General features: G+C 44.9%; 17 protein-coding genes. 1 reads left to right on the plus strand and 16 read right to left on the minus strand.

The window, feature by feature from the left end:
* Positions 1–20 precede the first annotated feature (20 nt).
* The 10 genes from flgL to csrA form a co-directional block, all read right to left on the minus strand.
* A complete protein-coding gene (gene flgL, locus V202x_RS10965; RefSeq protein ID WP_145174276.1) occupies positions 21–2,282 on the minus strand; it encodes a flagellar hook-associated protein FlgL in 2,262 nt (753 codons plus the stop codon).
* Positions 2,283–2,334: 52 nt separating this feature from the next.
* Positions 2,335–4,035 carry a flagellar hook-associated protein FlgK gene (flgK, locus tag V202x_RS10970; protein ID WP_232098944.1) on the minus strand — a complete coding sequence of 567 codons (1,701 nt, stop codon included), beginning with the start codon at positions 4,033–4,035 and terminating at the stop codon, positions 2,335–2,337.
* Between the two features lie 65 nt (positions 4,036–4,100).
* Complete coding sequence (locus tag V202x_RS10975) at positions 4,101–4,622, minus strand: hypothetical protein (protein WP_145174278.1); 522 nt, start codon at positions 4,620–4,622, stop codon at positions 4,101–4,103.
* A gap of 139 nt (positions 4,623–4,761) precedes the next feature.
* Positions 4,762–5,136, minus strand: coding sequence for a rod-binding protein (locus V202x_RS10980; RefSeq protein WP_145174280.1), 375 nt, complete (start codon positions 5,134–5,136; stop codon positions 4,762–4,764).
* A gap of 57 nt (positions 5,137–5,193) precedes the next feature.
* Positions 5,194–6,279: a flagellar basal body P-ring protein FlgI gene (locus V202x_RS10985; RefSeq protein ID WP_145174283.1), complete on the minus strand. Its 1,086-nt coding sequence runs from the start codon at positions 6,277–6,279 to the stop codon at positions 5,194–5,196.
* Between the two features lie 38 nt (positions 6,280–6,317).
* Positions 6,318–7,256 (minus strand): flagellar basal body L-ring protein FlgH, encoded by a 939-nt coding sequence (locus tag V202x_RS10990; RefSeq protein ID WP_145174286.1) that lies wholly within the window; start codon positions 7,254–7,256, stop codon positions 6,318–6,320.
* On the minus strand, positions 7,253–8,401 hold the full coding sequence (gene flgA / locus V202x_RS10995; protein WP_145174289.1) for a flagellar basal body P-ring formation chaperone FlgA: 1,149 nt from the start codon (positions 8,399–8,401) through the stop codon (positions 7,253–7,255). Before flgA ends, V202x_RS10990 begins: the two co-directional genes overlap by 4 nt.
* A gap of 39 nt (positions 8,402–8,440) precedes the next feature.
* Positions 8,441–9,241: a flagellar basal-body rod protein FlgG gene (flgG, locus tag V202x_RS11000; protein ID WP_145174292.1), complete on the minus strand. Its 801-nt coding sequence runs from the start codon at positions 9,239–9,241 to the stop codon at positions 8,441–8,443.
* Positions 9,242–9,310: 69 nt separating this feature from the next.
* Complete coding sequence (locus V202x_RS11005; protein WP_145174295.1) at positions 9,311–10,084, minus strand: flagellar hook-basal body protein; 774 nt, start codon at positions 10,082–10,084, stop codon at positions 9,311–9,313.
* 384 nt (positions 10,085–10,468) lie between these two features.
* Positions 10,469–10,669 (minus strand): carbon storage regulator CsrA, encoded by a 201-nt coding sequence (gene csrA, locus V202x_RS11010; protein ID WP_145174298.1) that lies wholly within the window; start codon positions 10,667–10,669, stop codon positions 10,469–10,471.
* A 436-nt stretch (positions 10,670–11,105) separates the two neighbouring features.
* On the opposite strand from csrA, the gene V202x_RS11015 reads away from it, so the two are divergent.
* A complete protein-coding gene (locus V202x_RS11015) occupies positions 11,106–11,762 on the plus strand; it encodes a hypothetical protein (protein ID WP_145174301.1) in 657 nt (218 codons plus the stop codon).
* Between the two features lie 7 nt (positions 11,763–11,769).
* Here V202x_RS11015 and V202x_RS11020 read toward each other — a convergent pair whose 3' ends face one another.
* The 6 genes from V202x_RS11020 to V202x_RS11045 form a co-directional block, all read right to left on the minus strand.
* Positions 11,770–12,633: an HDOD domain-containing protein gene (locus tag V202x_RS11020; RefSeq protein ID WP_197993335.1), complete on the minus strand. Its 864-nt coding sequence runs from the start codon at positions 12,631–12,633 to the stop codon at positions 11,770–11,772.
* A gap of 249 nt (positions 12,634–12,882) precedes the next feature.
* Positions 12,883–13,767 (minus strand): RAD55 family ATPase, encoded by an 885-nt coding sequence (locus V202x_RS11025; RefSeq protein WP_145174307.1) that lies wholly within the window; start codon positions 13,765–13,767, stop codon positions 12,883–12,885.
* A 72-nt stretch (positions 13,768–13,839) separates the two neighbouring features.
* Entirely contained in the window at positions 13,840–14,955 is a 1,116-nt protein-coding gene (locus tag V202x_RS11030; protein ID WP_145174310.1) for a D-TA family PLP-dependent enzyme, read from the minus strand.
* A gap of 27 nt (positions 14,956–14,982) precedes the next feature.
* Complete coding sequence (locus tag V202x_RS11035; protein ID WP_145174312.1) at positions 14,983–15,822, minus strand: amidohydrolase family protein; 840 nt, start codon at positions 15,820–15,822, stop codon at positions 14,983–14,985.
* 40 nt (positions 15,823–15,862) lie between these two features.
* A complete protein-coding gene (locus V202x_RS11040) occupies positions 15,863–17,854 on the minus strand; it encodes a sodium:solute symporter family transporter (protein ID WP_145174315.1) in 1,992 nt (663 codons plus the stop codon).
* Positions 17,851–18,228, minus strand: a complete 378-nt coding sequence (locus tag V202x_RS11045; protein ID WP_144988990.1) for a hypothetical protein — start codon at positions 18,226–18,228, stop codon at positions 17,851–17,853. The genes V202x_RS11040 and V202x_RS11045 overlap by 4 nt, the downstream gene beginning before the upstream one ends.
* Positions 18,229–18,353 lie beyond the last annotated feature (125 nt).

The raw sequence follows: 18,353 nt of genomic DNA on the forward strand, positions 1-18,353 counted from the left end.
GAATACTTCAACGAACGAGATCAGAGAAACGACAGTAATGTCAATTGTAAAGCCTGAGAGGTAACCTGTAGATTCGCCTCGAAAGCCGTTTGCCGTTGTGTAATTTCAACAATCACTTCAGTCAGGTCTGCTTCAAATTCCTTCGAAATTGAATCCTTGAGTTCCACTTCTTGATCTTTGAGTCGGTTATCAGCCTCTTGCAGGACCTTGAGGCGCGAACCAATATCACCTCGGAGGCGAGTCATTCGACCAATTTCGTTCTCAATCAAAACGCCGATCCGCTCAATTTCCTGATCATTGCCATTTCTCAAACCGGTTTCCAATCGAGAAAGCAGGCTCAAAACTCCTTTGGATTCCAATGGGTTGGGCTCTTTACCTACCAGCCCGACCAATGGGTCATTGCCAGCTTCCACACCCGCAATACCTAGTGCGAAAGCAATTTCAATCGGAGGAATTTCCAATTGTCCCGTTCCTGATCCATCAAAAATGGTAAGGCCATTGCCTGTTGTATTCAGTGTTGCCTGGAGCTGAATAGGAATAAAATTCCCTTGTAATGGAATCGCATTGTTTGTTCCCGGTTCAGTGACAGCCAGTCCCAAGGCCTCCGAAACCACATTACTGGCAATGCTTAATGGTCCCGCACCAGAATTGTCAGTGATCTGGATGGCATTTGTTGTTGGATCAATACTGGCAACCAGATTGCCTGGATCAACGGCGTTAATCGAATCCAATACGTCTTGAACGGTAGTATCACCAGCCAAGTTGACATTTACAACCGAAGCATCTCTACGAGTAATGTCCAAAGTTGTTGCACCAACGGGAACCCCCTGTCCCAGATTCAAGTCCGCCAGCAACGTAGTCCCATCAAACGTCTCGAAATCATTTATCTTGTCTATCACATCTTGAACCGTGACTGAACCACTAAGATCAATATCGATCGTCGATCCATCACGGCGAATGATTTGGAGTTGATTGGAAGAATCAACATCAACGCCCCTCCCATAATTCAATTCGGAAAGTGGAGTACTTGCTGAAAAAGTTGCAATTCCCAAACCGGCAGCATTGGTTCCACTGTCATTCTCGCCAATTGAGAAGTCGGCGCCACTGATGCGACTGGAAATCGCTAAACCATTCTGACTTTTATTTATCCCAAGGTTCAAATTTGGATCGAGTGTGCGGATCAGGTTGAACACATCTTCAATCGTGTTCGCGGTAGAAAGATCAATCGTTTCCGTTTTGCCACCGTTATTGATCACCAGTCCTTTACCGAGAGTCGTGCCAATTCCTGTGCCACCATTGAGCGAAGCCAATGTCGTTTGCAATGTGATACCCGGATCAAGATCAGTCCCGTTTACTTGCGCCACCGCGGCACTGGCAATTCCCAAATCGGTCGCCAAAGTGGAACCTGCCAAATTCGATACAGCGACTGTACCAGCCGAAGGGGTCAAACGGAGTCCATTTTGACTCGCGGGGTCAATATCGACAGTTAAAGTCAATGGCCCTGCTGCAAATGCATCTTCTAAAAGTGTCTTGAGATCCTGGACTGTTTCCGCGCCGGAAAGATCCACCGTTTGTGTCTGAGGAGTTCCATTATCCAACGTCACTGTGAGCGAACCCTGACTCAAACCTCTCCCACTGTGTAAATCAGAAATTTTGGTTTGGAGAGTCAACGCAGGATTAATATCGTCACCCACTTCAGGTGTGCTTGCTGAAAACGCCGTAATCCCGTCAAAGTTATTTGGCAGTAATACTTGTGAACCAATATATGATTCAATTTCGTGAGTGTCACCACGATAAACAATCTGGCCGTTCGCCAGTTCTTCAAACGGAGCCACTCCTGTTTGACTACCTGAAAAAAGATATTGACCACGAAACTCTGTATTACCGATGTTAAGAACCTGAGTTCGTAAAGAGACAATCTCGTCGGCTAAAGCAAGTCGCTCAGCATCCGTCACTGTATTACCGATGCCTGTCAGCGAGAGAGATTTTGCCTGATTCAATGCATCCCCCACACCAAGCAAAGCCGCCTCACTCGCCGTCAATAAACTGGCACTAGTGTTGATATTCGTCTGATATTGTTGCTGGCGTTCAAACGTGCTCTGTAAGATAATTGTACGTAACGCCGCTCCAGGCGATTCACTGGCTAAAGTATATTTCTGCCCTGTCGAGACCTGTTGCTGAAGTTTCGCTAATTCTAATGCATTGTCATTCAGCGAAACCTTCAACCTTTCAGAGAGCATTGTAGAAGGCAGACGGCCTGGCAGTATAGGACCAATACTCATTGTTCATTACACCAAAAGGAACTTGAAACAAATTTGAAAAACGTTGCTCTAATCAGATATTAAGTAGAATCGTAAATAGTTCATCGACTGTACTAACCAGTCGGGCAGCAGATTGAAACGCCCGCTGAAATGTTAAGACCTTAATGGTTTCTTCGTCGATACTGACTCCGGAAAACTGCTCACGTTGTCCAAACAAAGACTCTCTAAAGGCTTGTGCTCCTTCAGAGAGTGCTGCTTCCGAAGCAGAAGACTGTGCGACATTTGCTACGACTTTTTCGTAGTAGCCATCCAGATTAATGCCTCCCAAAGCATCGATGGGATTCTCAGCAAACGCAGCCAATAAAACCGCATTGCTACCGTCAGAAGGGCCTCCCCCCTGACCTGTTGCTAAAAATTGTTGGTTCTGTTTGATTACAGAATTAATTTGGATGTCGTTGGAATTACTACCTGTAAATAAAGTATTGATCCCGATCGTAGCCAAAGCACCACTCGTATCATTGGCAAATTGAAACTCAAAGTCAGAACTGGCAGTAATTGTGAGATGTCCATCAGTTGTCACTGAGGAACTCAAATTGGCAACACCTCCAATGGCTGCTGACAAACTGTTTAATGTGGTATCCGCGCCAATTCCGTCCAAGTCAACATTGATCGTTGAAGTATTAGTAAGCCCGGTTGTTTTATTAGTGACTTTAATTTGAAAACTGCCATGCGTAGGCTGAAAAGGCAGGCCTGACTGAGAGGAATTGAGCGTCGCAGTAGGATCAAGCGCGCGGGATGCAGAAGTTAATTGCTCGAAACCAGCGGTACCCTGACCTGAGGCATGAATTTTATTGAACTCAAAAATCAAGTTGGATGCATACGTATCGAGATCATCCACAAACCCACCGAGAATATCATCCCGCCCTTCGATAATCCCCTTTAGTTCTCCACCTGTACGTGAGATCGTACTTTTGGTCTGTGAGAGTGACACTTCGTGTACAACGACACCTCGATCTGTGTCAGTTTGCAATGTCAGTTGTTGAGAAGTTCCTGCTAATATCAGAAAATCGGAGCCGGTAAAAACATCAATTGCACCGTCATTTCGTTCTCGGTAGCGAACGGGAACCAACTCTGATAAACGATTCAACGCTGTATAACGTTGCGTTCTCAAACCACCCGCATCACTTTGTAATAAACCGGAAGCTTCCAACCTGGAGATCTTTGGGTTCAGATCAATGATTGTATCGATCAGTTCGTTGGCTTCTTTCACCAGATTTTCAACGTTAACCGATTGTACTTCTCTCAGTTCATTCACTCTTAAACGGAGTGAATTAATTTCCGCAGCGAACTTTTCAGCTTCGTTGATCACAAACTCACGATCGGGAATCGAACCAGGTTGATTCACAACATTATTGATTGTCGCCAAAAAATCATTCAGTCCAGTTGAAAGATCTCCCTCTGATAATTCTCGTAATTCGCTCTCCAGTTGTTTATAAATCAGATTCCGTTCTTGAATTGAGGAATATTCCGTATTGGCTGAATGAATACGCGTTTCCAGGAACAAATCGATCTGTTGCTGAATTCCAGAGATTTCTGCTCCGGTCCCCAGAACAAGCGCACCCTGTCGAAACGGATCAGCGGCGTTAACCACCATTTCTTCGCGGATATAACCGGGAGTCCCCGCATTTGAGATATTCTGACCGGCAACTTGAATACCAGTTCCAAACATCTCAAGCGACTGCTTGGCCATTGCTAGCGTTGCATTAAGTCCCATGTCAACAATCCCGTAAAAAATTACGCGAATTTAACACATCAAATTCAGCTCTTTATAAAACTGAGTTAAGCTGATGCGTCAAAAATCGCTCCCCCTGTATTGTTTTCATTTTGACCGCGAGAGTAAGTAGGTACTTTTTTCCCCGCGTGGGCAATCAGTTCCAAAATCTGAGAATAATGGTGGTAGGATCGCTGCGAGACGATCCACTGCACCCAGCTTTCATGCCTTAAAGCCTGTGAGCGCTCTTGCGCATCATAAATGCGTTGAAAAATAGGATTCGATTCTTCTACACCTAACCCGGAGAGTAAATTCTGCATCGAATCGGCAGGGAGCCCCTGCTGTTCTGCTGCCTGTAGCAGTTGCTGCCGTCTGAGTAACACAAATTGAAGGTCACGAGTCAGCTGTTCTTCAAGAACTCCCAACTGTTCGATCAATGCCACATCGACCTGCTTGAGTGCTTTCGATTTTTCCTGATAGAGATTAAGCAGTTGTTTTTGAATCGGTTCTAAATCATTTAGAATCCCAACTGTTTGTCCTAATAACTGCCGCTGAGTGGTCTGCGTAGACGCAGTCTGTTCTGCATGCATGGGAGCCCCCTTTCTCCCTGATTACATAATTCGCCCTCGCGAGCGGTGAAAATCGCCTATCGTTATAATCGACATAATCGGACCATCTCTCGCGTCTGATTTAGTCAGAATTTTTCAAAGATGCGCAAACTCTTATTTTTTATGACGTTGTGCTAGAAGAAAGATTCAACGATTCGACAGAGATTGCATTCATTTGCCGCGCAAATGAGGTGAAGAGGGTATCCGACAAGGCACTGCCGTGTTGCTTGGCCAGATCTTCGGAGATTTGTTGATCCATGTGAGACTGAAACAGCTCTTCAGCTTGTCCACCATGAAAATATGCGGGCTTATTTTGTCCAGACCTTAAAGCTTTGAACATTTGCTTGTAAAAAGTCCCCGCTACAAAATCCTGAAATGCATCTTTCAACTCAGAAGAATTTTTCTTTGTCTGAGTTAACTGCGTGGGCGCATTTGCCTCGTTTTTAGTAAGCGATGTTTGCTTGATTGCTGGTTGAATTGCAGACACGGGGGACATGACTGGTTTTCCCTTTTAAAAATAAAAAACAAATAGCACAAAATTCCGTCGTTAAGATTAATGCTCATCGTACTCAGCGTGTAGTTTTCCTGATCGATGCAACTCACGAATAATACTAATCACATCCTCTGTGGGAACTCGCAATTGATTTAACGCCTCAACTAATTGCTGCAAACGTTGTGTACTCTGTTGACCTTGCTGACCAACAATGGGTACAAAGCCTCCTGGTATCCCCCCCTCCGCCGCATTACCAACACCCACAGTAAGATTCTTATGCGAAATCACTACCGGACTGATTTCAACTTCACCGGTAACGACCACGGTTTGTGATTTTGGATTGACGACCACACGGGCCTGTTGATGAGGGCGGTCAATCCCCACTTCCATTACTGCCGCAATAAATTCGACTGGAGATTCTGTGTATTGTTTTGGAATTCTAATAAAGACCCTACCTGGCCCTTGTGCAATCGCCAACTGTCGATTTCCGGCTTCGAAACTAAACTCAGAGTTAATCACACGTGAGACTTCACTGGCGGTATGAAAACCTGCGTGTCGCTTATCGATGAGTAAAGTAATAGAACGCGTTTTACGGTCAATAAAGGGAAGTTCGAAATCCCGTTCCATAACCAGACCATTAATAATCTTCCCCGTCGCGAGCGAGGTTTCATCCTCCAAAATGACAGCTCCCGAACAAAGCCCAGCTCCCACTCCGTTACCGATTTCAGGAGTAGCAACTGGTGCAACTAATAAACGTCCGCCTCGCAAGCTTTTGGCCCCCAACATCGAACTGACAAAGCAGTCCAGTTTTTGGCCTTTACGGATGCCACTGGCTGGAATCGTGGCTTCAATCATAACGAGTGCCACATTGTTGGCTGCATATAGGTCTTTTAAATCAACGACAGGGTTATTTAAATGTTTCAAAGCTGCCGCCAAACTTCGTATCGCAGGAAGATTTTTTCCTCCATCACCCGTTCCGTCCAAACCAACAATCAGACCCATGCCTGTGAGTTTGATTTCCTTCATTCCATAAACGCTACAAATATTTTCGACGCGTGTACGTGCCCACAAATCTGCAATAGAACACTGCAGGGTGACCATGGAAACAATCAAGAAAGCAACTGATTTGAATAACCGGGCTCGCATAATATCTTCTCGTGATTGATCAACAAAAGGTACTGGGATTAAAAAGGAAAGAACCAATCGTACAAAACAACCCCCCATGGTCTTTTCGTGCTCTGATAGACTTTACCTCTCTGATGTTTGACAATATCCAAATTGGCAATATTCTCGCTTAATGCCGTGTTGTCACGATTCACATCTTTACTGCGAATTTCACCTGTTAAACGATATTCCCAGACATCACGATTTGTTCGAATACTTTTTCGCGCTTCCAGAATCAGATTTCCATTCGGACGAATATCAACCACAATCGCCGCAATTCGATATTGAATTCCTTCACGATCCGCCAACTGCCCTGTACTTTGCAAACGTCCTTGCAGCTGAGCATCGATCTTGGGACTATTCAAGGCAGCAGGGGCCAAATTTCCTTTCTGATCAATTCGTAAAAATTCTTTCAACTCAGCTTTCAATATTTCAGTTCGATTTCGATTAAAACGGGAATCAACAGTCACACTCGACTTTTCATCAACCAAGATAGTGATGATATCGTGGACCTTCACTACGATAGGTTCCAAGGGTGGAACATAAATCAACGAATAATCCTTAATCAGTGGAGGTTTGGGGGAATACGTATATAAATCTCCTTGGCCAAATGTATTCGCCAGCGACTCTGTCACTTGAACTGATTCAGACACAGCACCGAAATCATCTATTTGAGCGGCAATCCTTTCCGTTTTTCTTAATCGTCTGCGTTGAGATGGCTGCTTTTCTTTCTCAGTACCAGATGTGGAAGTACCCTGGGACGATCGTATTGTTGTGGCCGAGTTTGCCTGCACTGCTGGAGACTGTGCCTGCACAACCGAAGTACATAACAATACGATACATCCCAGAGAAATCGCCTCCCGTAATATTGCCAACATCCAATCGCGTTGGCAGATTTGCTCACTATTTCTCTGGTTCCCCCTCAGATTTGGCCAGTTTCTCATATTCGTTTTTTTCATCGAGTCCCCCCTACTCTTCGAATCACTGATTGAGCAGGGTTTCGACGCACTCCACCGCGATTGATAGAACCCCTTGATCCTGTTGCACCAGAAATAAATTGAACTCTAGAATCGCGTTGGATTTCATTTGCAGGCCGATAATTGACTTCAGCCTGGTTATAACCAGATACCGTCGCCGTCAATCGATCGCGGCCTTCCAATGCGATCAGTGTAATCGGATCTCCCAAACCACCATTGCCGCGGGCTCTCATTTCTCTTTTAACCGTAATCCCTCCACGACGTGCGGATACAGTCACGATGGCACCATCGCGAATTAAAGGCACTTCTATCAAATCCTGGCTGCGTATTGCATGCGATTGATGTACTGTGCGTGTTAATTCTCTGCTAATGACAAGTTGAGGATCAGTGATTCCCGTTTGATTTTTTTCAGGTTTTACCCAGATGAGATCATCGGCACGGATTACCGTCCCTTTATTCAAGGTATATTTTGCGGCCAAGATTTCAGGAATATTTTGGAGTTGACAAAACACGCGTGTCTGACGGACCGCTCCTTTGGAATCAATTAAGTCCAAAGTCAATTCCTGCTCGATGCCTAATATTCTGTCGATCTTGGAAAAACGATAAGAAGCGGGGTTACTTGTACGAATCATCTGCACGTCATCGTGCGGGATCCGAATCGTAACAGAAAAGCGATTCGCATCTCTAAAAATTTTCTTTAACCAATCTGCTAATACTCTTTGAACTTTTTCTTCTGCTTTTTTCATCTCCTGCTGGGTTGCGAGAGGCACTCGGTGTGCAGGTCGATCTACTTGTTTCAAGCTAACACGGACTTGACTTTTGCCTGTGAGTTCAAGTTGGCTAAGATCCACTCCTAATGCTTGTAAGCGACTTCGAATCTGAGAAATCGTAATCACCTGCGTTCGCCCTTGTGGAGGCGCAGGTTGTAATGCCATCGCTTTCATGCGTGCAATCTGCTCCATATCAGCATTTAACACGTCCGCGATATCTCCTAAATGAACAACCGGCGTGTCAACAACAGCAGTTGCCTTCAGCCGGAGTATTTCCGCATGTACCTCGCCTCCTCTGCTCAAACAGGAGAAGACCAGCAATACTCCCAAAATCGAACTGATCCAAAAACGAGACATCAAAGACAACTTTATTAAATGAAGAACTGTTTTTTTAGATTAGAAACGACGCATGTTGGCAACGGTCTGCAAAGTCTGATCGGCCGCTTGAACAACCTGACTATTCAATTCAAAGTTTCTCTGTGTTTGAATCAAGGCCACTAATTCTCTTACCGGTTCCACATTGGATTGTTCAAGAAAACCTTGACGTATTTGGCCTCGGCCTTCTGTGCCAGGATCTCCCACTTGTGGACTACCGGAACCGGTGGTTTCGGTAAATAGGTTGTCACCCTGGCGTAGTAATCCCTGATTATTGATGAATCTGGCTATTTGAATATTGCCAGCAGTCTGAATTTGATTGGAACCCTGTTGTTGATAGCTCACAACCCCATCCCCAGAAATGGAAATGTTAATGGCATCCTGAGGAATCGAGATCGTGGGTTCAAGCAGATAACCTTTGTCTGCAGATGCCATAACAACGTCGCCATTGGCATTGAGCGTGAAATTTCCTGCACGAGTATATAAAGTTTGAACTCCATCATTGACCTGAAAAAAACCTTCACCCACGATTGCCATATCAAAATCACCGGTCGTAGGTATAATCGAACCTTGGTTAAAGTCGCCTTCTGTACTTTGAACGCGGGTTCCCAAACCAAGACTAATACCAGTCGGTGTAATATTTCCGGCATTGTCTTGAACGCCGGGTAACTTGAAATGTTCATAGAAGATATCTTCGAAATTGGCTCGACTTTGTTTGTAAGCAGTCGTACCAGCATTCGCCAAATTATTAGCAATGATATCGAGATTGAAAGCATTGGCTCCCATGCCCGTGGCACCTGTATACAGAGCTCTGATTGCCATAACTAGTCTCCTTACACTCATAGTATCTGTAATTGCTTACAGCAAAATCACTTGTTGTAAAATCATTTCCTAACGACGAGGCATACTTTGCAATAAGCGCCCTAAAGAGTCATCTTGTAACTTGATCATATTAATGTTTGATTCAAACAATCTTGAGGCAGACACCAATTCCATCATCTCTTCAATGGAGTTTGTGCCCGAAGCTTCTAGAAAACCCTGCTGAATATTCACTGGCCCCTCCATCGGATTCACGCGACCTTCCGTCGCATACAAGCCTTGACCGATTTTGACTAATTCTTCGAGCGAAGTTGGCATTACAACAGCCAACTGCCCTACAGAACCTAATGACTGACCGAGCTGATCGTAGGGAGTCACGACACCATCAGAGGAAATTTCGATGCGAACCGCCTCTACTGGAATCTCGATTTCGGTTCCCCGCTCATCCAAAATCGGTAAACCATGGTCAGCTGTGACGAGTTGGCGATCAGCATTCAACGAAAGTGAGCCATTGCGCGTTAGTAAGGTCTCATTATCGCGTTCCACCTCGAAGAAACCCGGACCTTTGAGTGCAAGATCCAACTCAGCTTCTGTGGCAATGAATGAGCCGTTCTCGAAGTTGGTGCGAATCCCTTCGAGAGTAATACCTCCCGTATGATTCTCCAAATCACCGGGCAAGCCGTTTAAGGGTCCCTCTTTCGCATCATGTGGAGGGTTCATACGAAAGATAGGAATATCACGCTTAAACGAGGTCGAATTGGCATTCGCCATATTGTTTGATAACACATCAAGCCGAACCGAATTGGAATCAGCTCCCTGTGCTGAGAGGTACATGCCGTAAATCATCTTGATACCTGTCTTGAACTGCTGCAACCAGATTTCATAATCTTTGCACAACGAGAACAATGAGTTCCGATAGACATTCCCCCACTCGTTCTATCGGATCGCTACAACAGATATCTTTAATTTAATCGGTAAATATAATGTACTTCCTCTAAATTCACAAATTTAAAGATAGAACCGAAATACTTATATCATAAGGGAACAGTTAAACGACGTGGCAACACCAAAAACAATGAATAGAGATGTGTTTTGCTGCTTAGAGTCATAGAAGTAATTGGGTTAAAACTCATAACCTGCTGGTTTGAAATGAAAAATTAGCAGGCTACTTCACTGACTCTGTAAAGATGTAAGACTGTCGACTGATCTACAGAGTTCCCAACAAAGGGATCAAAAGCCACAACTTGGGACTGCGGGACATTCTACTTCAAACTGCTTAACAAGCTTAGAAATTTCGGCTCGATTCACCTGCACATCATCAGGTGCCTCTACTCCCAACCGTACTCGGTTTCCCTTTACAGATAGCACTTTGATGGAGATGTTACCATTGATAACAATCTCTTCATCCTTACGTCTAGTGAGCACTAACATAGCTGGACTCCTTTCTTCTGAGGTACATTCCTTTGAAATATCTATCTGTTTTCAACCTTCACTCTGACAAGTCCAATTGTCATACACAGTATACGCAGCAAACAGGGTTCCGTTTGATAGAAAAATCAGATTTTTTAGAAAATTTATCATAACCCATAAAGCTTCATGAAATTTCCATTTCTCTCACACATAACAACAAAACCACCTATTTTCACATTAGAACTCCAGATAACGCAGCATCATACACTTTTGTTCGAAAAAAACGGCGCATTTTGCAACAGTGGGTTAGAATTATACTGGAACAATAGACCAAACCATTAAGCAGTATTGGCTTGTGATCACTGAACCATCCAACCGATAAAGAATCATAGTACGCAAGATAGATAAAATACAAACACTCAAGCTTCATCGCCATTGATAAGGAGTTCACCCACTGATGCGATTATTTCACAAGCTATTTTTCAGCGGGATACTTTTAGGCAGTCTCATTTTGACAGGATCCATGTATTCTGCCGATCCCAAAGCTACGAATCAGCTACCTGAAATCATTCCCGGGACTCAAAGTCCTAAAAAACTTCCCCCTCTCGGTGAAGTCACGAAAATCATACAGGGTCAGTTCGCTGGCTTAAAATATTACCAGGCAGGCGATTTGATTACCCGTAATCAGGTCAGACCGATATTCAAGCAACTTCAGAAAGCGGGTTGGGACGTGAAAGAACAGAAAGAAATCCTGAACCGCGTACATGCAGACAATGATTTTCTGGCCACACAATTGAGGACGCCCAAGGGAATCAAATTTATGAGAAAGATTTCAAGACTGCCAGGAGGTTATGATCGGTTGGACCATATCCTGGTAATGCCCTATGGGAAACGGCGCATCAAGGAATTCATCAATTCTCCCGGCGGTAATTTGATGATTGAATATATGACAACGACAAAGGGAGGCAAAAACCTTGGTAAGTACCTGTCTCAAACAAAAACTGGTAAAGGATTTAATGCCCCCACACGTCGTATCTACACCGAAGCCCAATTGGTCCAGGTGCTCCAAAAAGCTTATGTCAAAGCGACTCAACAGAACAAACGGAAGAACTAAATTCTGATTACCCTTCCAGGTTCACACCAAATAGCTCCGCACTTTCGGCCACATCCTGTTTGCACGCTTCGATCATTGTTTCGATTTGCTCTGGATCGAGTTTGAAAAACGAATCCAGAATCTCTTCCGCTTCCAGATACTCGACTGAAGAGAAGTTCCATAATGAACCAGCAAGCAGACTACCTGTCCGCAAGGCAATTCCTAGCGGACATCCATGCTGTGCCGTCCCATGATGATTTTCAACGGCTGTCACAACCTCTTGTGGAATATCCCAATGATGAAGCAAACGGGCTCCCAACAAAGCATGATCAAAACCAAAATATTGCTGTTCGCCTTTTATGAGAGCATCTCCATGAGGATAGCTCTCATAGATCAGGCTGTACTGTTCACGCTCCACTTGTGACAAAACCAGGATTCCTACATCTGCTAATAAGCCAGCCGTGTAAGCTTCATCTTTTTTCAAACACTTGTGATGATCGGCTAGAAACGAAGCAATGGAAGCCGTTGTTAAGGCACGCTGCCAATAGTCAGCGAAGATACGTCCCTTACTTCCTTTAGTCAGTGACTCAACCATTGAAAAGCTGATTGTCAGCATGCGAATCGTATCTTTTCCAAGGTAGGAAACGGCATGTTTGATACTTGTAATTTGCCTCGCAACTCCATATTTGGCTGAATTCACGACCTGCAGAATCTTCGCGGCGAGACCCGGATCATGCTCAATACATTTTACAATATCATCAATCACACTTCCTGGATCGCGTGTCAACTTTAAGATTTGTTGGGCTACCTTAGGAGCCGAGTGTAATCGATCCAAACGTTGTACGAATTTATCAGCAAGATCAACAGAATCAGTATCGTTTTCGACTAACATGACCATCCTCTTTTCATTATTACTATTTTGCCAGCTAGAAAGCCCGATTAAATATCACTGAACCCAAGTGAGGCGGTGATATATTGAGAATCTATCTTTAAGAAAAAGAGGGAAGAGACTTAAATTGAAGTTCGAAAACGGAATTCTCGATTCTCTGATTCATCAGTTCCAGAAGTAACGGTCAGGGCAGTTATAGCGATAAAAAAGTAAAATCGAGACGAAGGATATACCTCCCCTTCTCTTTCTACTTTATCTGAGAAGCTGAATACCTGATTCCTGAATCTCATACGGCACAAGCGATTCATCAACAGCACTGCCACGGTGCTTTGCGATATGTAATGCACGACTCATCTGATTTCCTTCGCGAATTTTTCCCATCAGGATGATGGTATTCGCGTTTGATAACACGTCGCCACTTTCGATGGGACGCTGGATCAAATCATCCAGCATGACCTCATGCGTGGTTAACAACAAGAGGCAACCGATATCCTGAAAATCATAGCGGTGATGTTCGACCTGCTCTTGATTGTGGCGGAACTGGGCTCGAAACAGGTCGCGGGCAACCCAGTCGTATTCTTTTCTTAAAATCTGATGGTACACATATTCAAATGCATGGAATTGAAAGGATTCACTGGGACGCTCTGTAGGCTCGATTCCATCGATTACCGTTCTCCTCACACCATGCACGAAATTGGAATAAAAGTAAGCGATCGCGGCATCCAGCTTTTTGACAAATTCCAGCTTCCACTCTTTCCACTCATCCAATTCCATATCACGTCTTGTGACCCTACGACCACTTTGACGAAACAGATGTTGGTAATCTTTCCGCGCCTGCTTCTCATCCCAGATCGTTTCTATATTGAAAGGCGTATCGACGCTCTGCTCAGTAAGATTCCATTGAAAAAGCCGCTCTGCATATTCACTATGGCTTTGAGAATCACCTCGGGTTGCCATATCGAATAAAATTCCAATTTGCCCTTCCTGCGAGAGTCCTGTCCGCGCATATTGAAGGCCCAACTGGGTTTTGCCGATACCCGTCGCTCCCAACACGACGGTTAATTTACCAGGTAGAAGGCCCCCCGCCAGCATGTCATCCAGTTGCGGAATTCCCGTTTGTTGTCGCGGCTTTGGCATATTTAGTAATCTCGCGGACAGACAATCCACGCCTTATATTTGCTATCTCAATAGGTGATCATTGATCAGAAATCAAACAGAAAGAAAACGATCTCGGGCCGCTACATTCCAATGATCTACCACCTGGCCTTCACTGACAACCGTTACTGATTTATGTAACGCCGAAGTCGGACAAATGTGCCGAGGTATTGCCAGTAGTTCATCACCCGGCTGAAATTCATTGGCACGCGCGCTCATAACCACCAGATGTTCTTCATTTTGCAGCACAGCTTTCGCGTCTGGAAGGTCAGGAAACTGGCAACGATTTTCCATAGCCGGGTCAGAGGCAACCGCCTTATATCCTAAATCCAACGTAATCCGATCCGAACCAGGACGACTGATCACACGTGTTAAAACCAAACCTGCAGGAGTAAATTTCAGGTCGGGAAATAATTCCCCATAACCCACATCATGTAACACACAGGTTCCTGGACAGACTTCGATATCCGGATCATCTATACTCGCGAAAATCGGAAATGATCCTGTGGCACCTGCCACGATGCGAGGTACTGCTAAGCCTTCCGTGATCAATTGATCTCGTAATCGACTCACATTATTCCAGACTGCTTTGACGGCTGCTTCGCGTTCCTGAAAATCGATCTGATGGTTCTGCCCGTCATACACGTGCAATCCAGCGGCAATTAATCCCGGTGTATTTGCAATCATTTGATACAATTCAACGGCCGTTTCTCCCGGTTCGAGCCCTGTTCGATTCTGCCCGGTATTCAAATCGAGAAGTACTTCAATCTCAGTACCTGCGGCCGTCATTGCTTCGCCCAATTGCACAATCGGTCTAGGATGATCTGCTGTCACTTGAAGTGAAACATCGGGCCAGCGCTTACGAAATTCAACTGCTCGAGTGATATTAGGTCCCACCAGATTATACGCCAGACTGATATTTTTGACTCCCGTATCCGCCAGCATTTCCGCTTCGGGAAACGTCGCCGCCTTATGCTTTTCAATCCCCATCGAAAGTTCCAGCGCAATAATTTCTCGCATTTTATGTGTTTTACAATGCGGACGTAAGCGGGTGGGATCTCCTACAATTTCAACCATCTTCTGCAAATTATCTTCGACTAAATCCTTAAAGATAATCAAGCCCGGAGAAATAATCTGACTTGTGTCGTCAATCTGATAGCATGCATCCATGAGAGAATCGGATCTCATTTCTAAAAATTAAATACCCTGAAAGAAAACGTTTTCCGCTGTCTGTTCCAAAATCCATTTTTTATCATTTTGAGAAAGAAACGGCAAACCATTCTGAATCAAATCAATGGATGCTTTATAAGTATGATCGCCTTGAACCTGGTAAGGACAGTCAGTCGCCCACATTAAGCGATTCGCACCAAATGCCTGATACACTTTCTTAATCATGGGAGCCAAGTCGTGATATGGCGTCTTCTTTTTTCCCAGTGCGTAAAACGCCGAAGTTTTCACATAGACATTGGGATGCTTCGCCATCTTACATAACATATCGACCTCTTGAGGATCAATTTCACCTGTAACTCCGATTCGAGAAAGATGATCGATGACCACTGTTGTATCGCGGTGTTTCTGACACATTTTATCCAAAGCGGGCAAACCCACGGCATCCATCAGACAGCACATCGCCAGACCTTCTTTGGCACCCGTTTTCCACATTTGCTCCATACATTCCCCATCCAGCCACTCATCAACCTTTTTGGTTTTAGGAGCAATTCGGAATCCACGCACACCTTTCTTTTTTAGTGCCAGCATATCTGGTGTCGGATTTTCGCCGTTCTGATTGATGACAGCGACACCTGAAAACATCCCCGGATATTTGGCCATCGAATCCAACATATAACTGTTATCGAATCCATAGAACGACATCTGAATCAGAACAACCCGATTCACCCCAACCGCCATCATCTCTGCCTGCAGTTGCTCTGCTGTGAAGCTGGGGGGCCGCATTTCAGAAACTTTTCGCCCTGGCGCCAAAGGATATTTTTTAACGTCAGGAGTCCAAACGTGCGAATGTGCGTCAATATATTCCATAGTATGATCCTCTGATGTAAATCGAATCGAACAACTCAAATCAGGAACTGGTCTTGGTTGTGTAAAAATATTTTTGTACTAATTGATCCGGAGGTGGTGCGGTCAGTTTCGTTACGATAAATCCAGAAACGAAAGACACAAATAGTCCAATGATAATGGGATCGAAGTTAAACAATTGATAAGGACGGAAGAAACTCCCATTCACAAAATATCCGGTGACATACATGGCAAGATGCACGGAAAACCCACCGATCATCGCCCCCATCGCCCCCGCCGCATTGACTCGTCGCCAGTATAAGCCATAGACAATTGGTGCCAGAAAACTGGCTGCTAAACCGCTGCCTACATAAACAATAATATCCTGCAAAAATTTCGGCGGATTAATCGCCACGACCATCGCTGCTGTTCCGATCACAAATGTGGCAAGATAACTCAAAAGCTTAATAGTCTTCTCACTGGCTTCAGGATTGATATTCCGCTGATACACATCGCGAACCCAGGCCGAAGAGATCAGAAGCAGAAAACTGTCGACCGTTGACATCACAGCTGCGAAGGGGGCAGCCACCAACAGACCTGCCAACCAGCCCATACCGATATTCTCTGTCAAGAAAACTGCCATTGCCGGCATAATGCGGTCTGACTGGCCTTCCATACCCGGCAACAGAACACGAGCACAACAGAAGATGATCACGAGCGGAAAATAAATCAGTGTGTAATAAATGGCGACCGTACAAATCGATCGCTGTAGCGTTTTTGTATTATTAAAGGCCATCAACCGGACCATGTTCGCCGGTTGTCCCGTACCGGAGATCGCCCACATGAAGAAAAAGGAAATCGCCAGACTCAAAGGCAAAAAACCACTGGAACGATTTTGGCTTGGTCCAGGACCTACCACATACGCCCCCTGTTGACTACCCTCTTCACCATAAGCGTAGGCTTTCAAGTCAATATTTGAAACACTCACATCATCCAGAAAATTTTCTTTGTCTCTACGGCTCAGTATGCGTTCAATATCATCAAGTGTGGTCAGTTGAAGTACCTTAACTTCATTCACGGTAGTCTCGCCTGCCGGGATTTCTGTCGCGCGAATGACACGAAATAAAAGTGGCACCTTTGAACCAGGAATTGGCTTATCAGTAATCCAGGCACCGGCATCAATATTGACAATCTCCTGGCTGGGTTGATTCAGTGTGAGAGTAATTCCCCCTTTATCTGGATCTGAGACACGCGGTGGTGTCATTTTAGCCATCAGTCTGGTGGTATTTTCTAAACCCCCTGCCTGTGAAATTGCCAATGGCAGCATGATGATCACGCCAATAACCATCACAATCCCCTGCATGACATCGGTCCATACCACAGCATGAAAACCACCATAGGTGGTATAGAGGACGACTGCGATTCCAAAGACTAACAAACACAAAAGATACTCAGGACTCTCTGCAGAAGAAAGAAGCGGCAGACCTGCAACGGCATTCGCTAATCCATCTGCAGTGCTTTCAAACAGTGACACACCATCCAGCAGCGTTTGTAAGATTAAGCTACCGGCTTTAAATTGCGCGACCAGATTAAACGACATAAAAAAGACAATTAATGAGACCGCCATCAGTCCAAAGGCCGGACTTTGAAATCGGTCACGAATGACATCAGGCACTGTGATGGACCCGGAACGGCGTGCTACCTGATTGAGCCGCTTGCCGATGAAACCCATCGTACAGATTGGCACTACCATATAACTCCCAATCCAGAGCGCGAGGATCCAACCATGTGAGTAGATTTTCGACGGAAATCCAGTAAAGCTTCCACCAGAACTACTGGTTGCAGCAAACGTCAACGCAAATGCCCAGACGCCTAGCCCACGACTTCCCAGAAAGTATTCACTGATAAAGCTTTTACTCTTCAGTAAACGATTTGATAACGCAGCCAATACAAACACGGCAGCGGTATAAATCAAAAAAGCAACGAGTGCCGCATCAGAACCAGATTCGGCGAACACGACCGGAAAACTGGTATTGGTATTGAATAGAAAGCTCAAGACTGATTCTCCCCGGCAGTGGCGTCATTTTTTGCTGCATGCATTTCTGCAATCTCTTCGGCGAGATCTTCACCTTCATGAGCGACTCCAAGGTCGTCTTCTTTCATGTAAAAGAGACAAAACCAGATTGTAAACACGTCAGCGACGACCCAGGGAAAGGCAATTCCCCAGAAAACCCAACTGGGAATTCCCAGCGTGGTTTCGACTGTCTCGGGATTCAGACCTGATTGAAACCCATTCAGATAACAATAAGGAACAGACCAGAGTAACGCGACCACCCATAAACCCAGGATAATCCAGGCTTCACGCTTCGCGTTTAAAAAGACAGGATCAACTTCCATTGACTCTGTGTCGTCCGATGGTGTGGTACTCATGATACGGCCCTCACTTCTAAACGAAATAGTCATCGATAACTGTTAAGCGAACGATTGTACTCTCGAACCAGATGATACACAAAGGACCTCTGCAGGAATGCAGAAATTTTATTAGAACTGAATTC

This window comes from Gimesia aquarii, from assembly GCF_007748175.1.
Lineage (GTDB): Bacteria > Planctomycetota > Planctomycetia > Planctomycetales > Planctomycetaceae > Gimesia > Gimesia aquarii_A.